General features: G+C 40.0%; 6 protein-coding genes and 1 tRNA gene. 2 read left to right on the top strand and 5 right to left on the bottom strand.

What is annotated here, in order from left to right:
• Positions 1 to 47: 47 nt before the first annotated feature.
• Positions 48 to 124: transfer RNA gene (locus C9J46_RS14095), tRNA-Asp, on the top strand.
• Between the two features lie 412 nt (positions 125 to 536).
• Here C9J46_RS14095 and C9J46_RS14090 read toward each other — a convergent pair.
• On the bottom strand, positions 537 to 1,064 hold the full coding sequence (locus C9J46_RS14090; protein ID WP_107207758.1) for a glycine zipper 2TM domain-containing protein: 528 nt from the start codon (positions 1,062 to 1,064) through the stop codon (positions 537 to 539).
• Between the two features lie 267 nt (positions 1,065 to 1,331).
• Between C9J46_RS14090 and C9J46_RS14085 the strand changes: the two genes are divergently transcribed.
• A complete protein-coding gene (locus C9J46_RS14085; protein WP_107207757.1) occupies positions 1,332 to 2,579 on the top strand; it encodes an MFS transporter in 1,248 nt (415 codons plus the stop codon).
• On the opposite strand, the gene C9J46_RS14080 is transcribed toward C9J46_RS14085, so the two are convergent.
• The 4 genes from C9J46_RS14080 to gadC form a co-directional block, all read right to left on the bottom strand.
• Complete coding sequence (locus tag C9J46_RS14080) at positions 2,565 to 3,179, bottom strand: trimeric intracellular cation channel family protein (RefSeq protein ID WP_107207756.1); 615 nt, start codon at positions 3,177 to 3,179, stop codon at positions 2,565 to 2,567. The two genes, C9J46_RS14085 and C9J46_RS14080, sit on opposite strands and share 15 nt — an antisense overlap.
• Positions 3,180 to 3,325: 146 nt before the next feature.
• Positions 3,326 to 4,726 (bottom strand): glutamate decarboxylase, encoded by a 1,401-nt coding sequence (locus C9J46_RS14075; protein WP_107287832.1) that lies wholly within the window; start codon positions 4,724 to 4,726, stop codon positions 3,326 to 3,328.
• A gap of 14 nt (positions 4,727 to 4,740) precedes the next feature.
• The gene (gene glsA, locus C9J46_RS14070) at positions 4,741 to 5,685 is read right to left on the bottom strand and encodes a glutaminase A (RefSeq protein ID WP_107207760.1); all 945 of its coding nucleotides are present in this window, start codon (positions 5,683 to 5,685) and stop codon (positions 4,741 to 4,743) included.
• Positions 5,686 to 5,703: 18 nt separating this feature from the next.
• Positions 5,704 to 7,224 carry a putative glutamine/gamma-aminobutyrate antiporter GadC gene (gene gadC / locus C9J46_RS14065; protein WP_107207754.1) on the bottom strand — a complete coding sequence of 507 codons (1,521 nt, stop codon included), beginning with the start codon at positions 7,222 to 7,224 and terminating at the stop codon, positions 5,704 to 5,706.
• Positions 7,225 to 7,364: the final 140 nt, after the last annotated feature.

The following is a 7,364-nucleotide window of genomic DNA, read 5'->3' as shown; positions in this document are numbered from 1 at the left end:
GTTTTGAACTACGGATATCGGATAAAACGAAAGTTTTATCTCCGTGTGGAGCGGTAGTTCAGTTGGTTAGAATACCGGCCTGTCACGCCGGGGGTCGCGGGTTCGAGTCCCGTCCGCTCCGCCACTTATATTAAGCCCTAGTCGAAAGACTGGGGCTTTTTTACATTTGGAACAAATGAGTTAAATGTATTTGAGTGAGTTGGTAGTTCAGTTGGTTAGCCTCTTTATTGGAGAGCTTAGCGACCTGTCACGCCGGGGGCGCAGGTTCGAGTCCCACTTGAGCGCAAGCCTGAACTAGGCGTCCCCATCGTTCAGCCACTTATTAAGAAGCCTCGCTAGTCATCGCGGGGCTTTTTTCGTTTGTAAGAAATGAATATGATAGTGGGAGAGTTCGTTTGGTTAAGATTTAAAATTGAGAAGCTTAACTGCTGGTAACGCTGGGATGCGCAGGTATTAGGAGTGGAACCCAGTATTATTGAATAAAAAAGCCCTGCTATAGCTAGCAGGGCTTAGAATATTCTTATTGTGACTATAGATTAGATAACAACTTTACCGTTTTTAACCGCTAGCGTATCGCCAGTTGGTTTTTTATCCATACGAATTGTGTCTTTGTCATCGCCTAGTTGGTAGGTTACATCATAGCCAATGGTTTGTTCTGTTTTGCTATTTTCTGTGTGACAACGTTTTTCCATTGTTGTTGTTGTATGGCCTTCTTGGTATTTACCTTGAGCCATATTACCAGCAACGCCACCGGCTACTGCACCAGCTACTGTTGCGACTTTCTTACCGTTACCACCACCAACTTGGTGTCCTAGTACACCACCGGCAACAGCACCGGCAAGCGTACCTAACACTTTATTTTCGTCTTTAGGAGCGACTTTATGAGTCACAGCAACTTGCTCACAGACTTGGTGTGGTGTTGTTACTGTTTTAGTGACGGCTTTTACTGATAAAACTTTTGCTTCTGTTGGTTCGCTAGCGTGAGATTTTTCATTACACCCTGTTAACGATAAGCTTGAAATAGCAACCAGTGCACTTAGACCCACAATCATATGTTTTTTCATTATATCTCTCCTTAATTTTATGAAGTCTATTCTCCTGATTCGTTCCTGTTTAATGACAGAGCGTTGTGATTTAAATGTAAGCTAATAGTAAAATATTGAATGGATCGGGTGTTGTTGATTTAGCATATGGATGGAAATAGCTGGTTTTATTTTTTAATAAAGGACTAAAATAAGAAACTTAAATTGATTAAGTAAATATAAATCACTTTAAAATGAGGACTAAAATAACGCGGTTAATTATTATCATCACTGAGTGGGCTTGTTGGAATGAATAATTCAACAGAAATCCTTTTAGCCGATCAAGTCAAAGGTGTTATTAAAGAGAACTGGAATATCCTATTTCTCGCTATATTAATAGTTAGCATCGGTCAGCTTAGTTTAGGCTTAGTCTTTCCTTTGTTACCTTGGATCCATCTTGATTTTAAAATTAATCAAAATCTTGCGGAAGGACTGATTGTTAGTTATTTGATCGGATATGGTCCATCACAATTATTCTATGGGCCGTTATCTTATGTTTATGGGCGGCGTCATGTATTATTAATAGGTTTGTTGATATCTATCCTTGGTTTAGGAGTTATCTTAACTTTTCACCATGACTTTTCTATTTTGATTATAGGACGCTTTATTCAAGGTGTTGGTGGAGGGTGTGAATCAGTTATTGCACGTTCAATGCTACATGATAGCTATAAAAATAAATTCTTTTTATCAGCAATGACGGGACTATCTATTATTTCTGCTTTTACTCCTATATTTTCACCGATTATGGGAGGGTTAGTGAATCACCATTTTGGTTGGTTTGCGGTTTTTATTTGCTTGTTTATCTATACCGTTCTAGGTTTTCTCATTTTATTTTTCTATTTGCCTGAAACATTATCTACACCTCGTGTCTCTATTTCATTTATTCCTATATTTCAATATTATGGCTCCTTGCTAAAAGATAGATACTTTCTTTCTTATGCGATGATCGGTTGGGTTAATTGGGCACTTGTCATATTTACCGGTTCATTAGCGCCATTTATTTTAGAATCACAATTACATATTACTTCAGAAAATTATGCCTATTGGTCTATTATTCCTGCAGTGGCGTTTTTACTTGCAAGTACATTATGCTTTATATTGAGGAAGTCTTACGGTACGCACCATATTGTTTTTATTGCTCCTGTTATTCAATTGAGTGTGGTTATGATCTTTTTATCACAACCAATGTCACTATTAACGCTAACAATTGGCTTTATTGGTGTGGCTGTTGCTCAAGCGCTTATTTATCCCTGTTCCCAATCCTTATTATTGGTACCTTACAGTAATCAATTAGGAACAGTAAGTGCGCTCTCTGGTGGCGGACAAATGTTATTCTCAGCGATTTTTATTTTTATCGCATGGCAGCTTAATCTTGATAATTATTACTCACTTACAGCCATTATATTTATTACGTCTCTCATAGGGCTGCTTTTTGCCTTGCTGGGCAAGCGATCTATGGCAAGTGCATCACTAGAAAATGAATTATTTAAGCAATAAAAAATCGGGGAATTTTTTTTTCTTTATTACAATGTACATGCGTAAAGCAATAATAAAGATAATACTGCTCAAGGTTGCGACATCTGGGTTAATGTGGTGCTCAGTTTGGAGAATATATAAGTAACAGCCGATAATAACGGGACTGGCATAAAACTCCGTATTGTTAAACATGGTTGGACGGTTGGTGAGAATGTCACGTAGTACGCCACCAAATACCGCAGTGATCATCCCCATAGTGATCGCAACATAGGGCGCATAATGTTGAGCGGTCAGATCTTTAGTGACTAACACTGAGAACATGGAAATACCAATCGCATCCAGAGTTACAATAATACGTTCGACTTTTACGTGTCGTAAATGTGGAGCAAGGAAAAAACCTATAAAAGAGCTGAGTAATGCTGTCCAAAAATAGGATGGATCTCTTATCCAAAAAACCTGATTTGTGGATAGTATAATATCTCTTACGGTTCCGCCTCCGAGTGCTGTTACCCATCCAATCACCATGATGCTGACGATATCTTTACCTTTATTAGATTCACTGATCACGGCACTTAATGCGAAGGCAATAATACAAATAATTTCAATCGTGTGAATAAACATTTAAGCGCCTATAGTGTGGTGATTGATTTTATTATTAATTGAAAAATATTAGCATGTTAGATATTAAATGGGAGAGCAAATAGTGAAGTTAGTGTTTTCAATAATAGCAAAGGTCAGTATTAAACTAACCTTTGCTTTCATTGGTATCAGCGACCGCTATGATCAAAGTTTTGTGTATCATCAGCTGTACACTGCGCTGTCGGATGAGAGTTTAAAAAATCAAGCGAGCGTTGGAAGTCAGCAATTAATAAGCTAGCAAGGTCTACTGTAAAGCCTTGTTTAACTAAGATACGTTGTACCACAATATCTTGCGCGTTTGCAGGCAAGCTATAAGCAGGTACTAACCAGCCTCGAGTACGTAGGCGATCCGCTAAGTCATATAAGCTAAATGAAACGTTAGCATTATTTTTTAAGCGCCATGAAATGGCTGGAATACCTTTTTCACGGTTGCCGTCAAACAAGAACTCAAACAGATCAAATTTGTTTAACTCTTTAACGAGGTATTCGCACACATCGTAACTTGCATCATGAATACGTTTGTAACCTTCATAACCTAAACGTAGAAAGTTGTAGTATTGTGCAATGATTTGTCCTGCTGGACGAGAGAAATTCAAGGCGAAAGTCGGCATGTCACCACCTAAGTAGTTAACATGGAATACTAAGCCTTCAGGTAAATCTTCTTTGCTACGCCATACAACCCAGCCAACGCCTAATGGCGATAAACCAAACTTGTGGCCAGAAGTACTGATTGATTTAACCCGCTCTAAGCGGAAATCCCAAGGTTCAATTTCTGTGGCACAAAATGGGGCTAGCATTGCGCCGCTTGCGCCGTCAACGTGGATATCAATCGAGTTACCAGTGTCATGCTCGTAAGTATCTAGTGCATCAGATAACGGTTTTACTGTTTCGTATAAACCGGTGAAAGTTTGACCGAAAGTCGGTACCACCATAATAGTGTTATCATCAACGAGTTCTAACATGTCTTCTGGGGTCATAAAATAATGACCGTCGTCCATTTTAGTTTCGCGCATTTCAACGTCCCAGTAGCGGGCAAATTTTTCCCAACAAACTTGGACAGGGCCACAGACCATGTTTGGTTTATCGGTTGGTTGACCAAGAGCACGACGTTTTTCACGCCAGCGCCATAGGGCAGCCAAACCACCTAGCATACAGGCTTCACTTGAACCTGTGGTTGAAGTTCCGACTGTTGTAACAGAATCAGGTGCATTCCATAAATCCGCTAACATATGAACACAACGACCTTCAATTTCAGCAGATTGAGGGTATTCATCTTTATCAATCATGTTCTTATCAATGGATAGATCCATTAATTTATGCACTTCATCTTCTTCCCATGTTTGGCAGAAGGTCGCAAGATTTTGACGTGCATTACCATCTAGGTAAAGTTCATCACGGATCATTTGATAGATCACTTTAGGTGCTTGTTCTTGCTGTGGTAGTTTGGTCGTTGCCGCAACGTTATGAATAGTATCTGAGCCATAGATTGGATCATTACCTGTTTTACGGTTTACTTCATGAAGAGCCATAATTTTTCCCTACCTTAGTGTTGCTTACTGCTAAATAAGTTCCAAGCCATTGCTTGAGTAACATGCTTAATCATTTGTTGACCACGGATACTGTTACCAAATGGGTCTAGTCGTGGCGAGAATGCAGCCAGTGCACCTACGTTTGGAATAACCGTTACTAAACCGCCGCCAACGCCACTCTTTGCTGGTAAACCGACATCATATGCCCAATCACCAGAAGTATCGTAAAGCCCTTCCATTACCATCTCTGCGAGAATGTGGGGAATGTTTTGAGGGTCAATCACCTGTTGACCTGAGCATGGGTTTTTACCACCATTGGCCAGTGTTGCGCCTACGGTGGCAAGTTCTACCGTATTAAATAGGGTAGAACATTGGCGTGTATAAACATCACACGCTTCAAGTGGCTCTGAATACATACGCCCAGATGATTCTAATAACAATGCGATAGCACGGTTATGAGTATTGGTCGTTTGTTCAGACTGATTGACTTCGTCAGAGAGCGAAATTTCGCTGTTTGCTAGCAGGGATTGAAAGTTCAAAATCTGCTGCCAGCGTTGCTCTTTATCTGTCGCTTTAACTAAGCTCACTGTTGCCATTGCACCGGCATTAACGAGAGGGGTTAGGGGTTTACCGTTATGGAGTTCAAGTGCCAAAACGGAATTAAATGGCATCCCTGTTGGTTCTGCACCGACTTTACTGTGCAGCGCATCGGCGCCTGATTGTTCAAGAACTAATCCAAGCGTCATAATTTTTGAGATAGATTCAATGGCAAATTTATAATCACAGTCTTGTAATTGAATAATCTCGCCAGTAACAGACACAAAGGCTAAGCCTGTAAGTTCTGACGGTACTGATGCAAGAAACGGAATATATGAGGCGTTTTCGCCGTCGTTATTCGTTTTTGCTTCATTCAGTGCTTGCTGCATAATGACAGCAAGCTTTTCATTTAGTGGTGGCATTTGACGCATCCTTAACTCTTATTGATTTAATGTATGAGTTACTTTGTCTGATGGATTGATCACACCTGGATGAGTATCTTCTATTTCCCAAGTAAAGGGTGCAAAGTCTGAGACTGTTGGATCTTTCCAGTGCGGTTTACGGGCTTTGTAGATGAATAATGGAACAGCTACAAATATCACCGTTAGTACCACTAAGAAGCCAATGTATTCTTCAGGGCTACCGACTGAAATTTGACTTGGTGGAATGAAAGAGAAGATGAATGCTAATAGTGAACCAGAAAAGCCAACACCAGCGATGATCCACATTCCCATATCACCACCAGGGATTTTGTATGGACGAGGGCGATTAGGTTGGCTGTAGCGTAAATGAATCGCTGCAGCAAACATTAATAAGTACATGATGAGGTAAAGAACGACCGTTAATTGACTTAGAATTTGATAAGCAGCTTGAACTGAAGGTAATACTACAAACACAGTAGAAATCATGGTCACTAAGAACGCTTGTGCCATCATGATATGGGTTGCCATACCATTTTTGTTGGTGTATTGCCAAAAGCGCGGTAAATAACCACCTTTAGCAACCACAAGTAATGCCGATGAAGGACCTGCAACCCAGCCAACAACTCCAGCAAGTACACCTAGCGCTAAACAAGCTGCCATAATTGGCGCAGCCCAGCTGATGCCAGCCCAAGCAAACATATCATTGTAAGCGACTAATAAACTTTGAGTTAAGCTGATGTCTTGTTGTGGAATAACAAATGCAATTGCCAGCGTGCCAAGTACGAATACACAGACAGTACCAATCGCAGCAATCGCAATCGCAATTGGGTAGTTACGCGGCGCATTATCAACTTCTTTAACGTGAATCGCGTTCATTTCCATACCGGCATAGAATAAGAAGATACTTGCCGCTAAAACTACGTTATTAAAGTTAGAAAAGTCAGGAATAATATCGTGCCAAGAAAGTTGAATTTGTGGTGGCTTACCTGAGAAGAATAGGTAAGAGAAACCTAAAATAATTAATACGATACCAGGAATAACAGTACCAATTAATCCGCCCCATTTAGCCACTTTAGAAAAGGCTGCAGTGCCGCGTAAAGCGATGAAAGTTGCGAGCCAATAAATGGCTAATACTATTCCTAGTACGAAGAATTTATTTTGAGATAATGCTTGATCCCATGATTTATCTGGACCCATAAATGCAAGTGAAACAGAGCCAAAAGTTAATGCGGTTGGAAACCAAACAGTCACTTCAATCCATAGCATGAAGATCGCAACTAATGCTATTCGAGCTCCAAAAGCTTCGCCGACCCAGCGGAATACACCGCCTTTTTCAGACCAACCTGTCGCAAGCTCAGCGGCAACTAATGATACAGGAACCAGAAATACTACGGCGGCAAAAATATAATAAAAAATGGAGCTTAATCCGTATTCAGCTTCTGCTGGAAGACCGCGCAAACTCACTACTGCAACAATGTTTAACATTGCGAGAGCGAAAATGCTGATCCCCCCTTTTTTCGTTTTAATTGAATTTGTCATTGTTAACCAACTTATATTTAGTGCATTAAACTAATATTACAATATGAAAAATTAATTCATGTTGTAATTATATGTGAGAAAAAACATCAATAGAGTAGTACGTAAATTAAGGTGGATAATTATTATTGTTTATATTTGTG

The organism is Photobacterium sp. GB-36 (assembly GCF_003026135.1).
Classification (GTDB): domain Bacteria; phylum Pseudomonadota; class Gammaproteobacteria; order Enterobacterales; family Vibrionaceae; genus Photobacterium.
This window is presented reverse-complemented; position numbering and strand designations above follow the sequence as displayed.

What these genes read in the sequence shown, in the direction of transcription:
- C9J46_RS14090 (WP_107207758.1), bottom strand. Translation starts at nt 1,064, where the DNA reads ATGAAAAAACATATGATTGTGGGTCTAAGTGCACTGGTTGCTATTTCA.
- C9J46_RS14085 (WP_107207757.1), top strand. Translation starts at nt 1,332, where the DNA reads ATGAATAATTCAACAGAAATCCTTTTAGCCGATCAAGTCAAAGGTGTT.
- C9J46_RS14080 (WP_107207756.1), bottom strand. Translation starts at nt 3,179, where the DNA reads ATGTTTATTCACACGATTGAAATTATTTGTATTATTGCCTTCGCATTA.
- C9J46_RS14075 (WP_107287832.1), bottom strand. Translation starts at nt 4,726, where the DNA reads ATGGCTCTTCATGAAGTAAACCGTAAAACAGGTAATGATCCAATCTAT.
- glsA (WP_107207760.1), bottom strand. Translation starts at nt 5,685, where the DNA reads ATGCCACCACTAAATGAAAAGCTTGCTGTCATTATGCAGCAAGCACTG.
- gadC (WP_107207754.1), bottom strand. Translation starts at nt 7,224, where the DNA reads ATGACAAATTCAATTAAAACGAAAAAAGGGGGGATCAGCATTTTCGCT.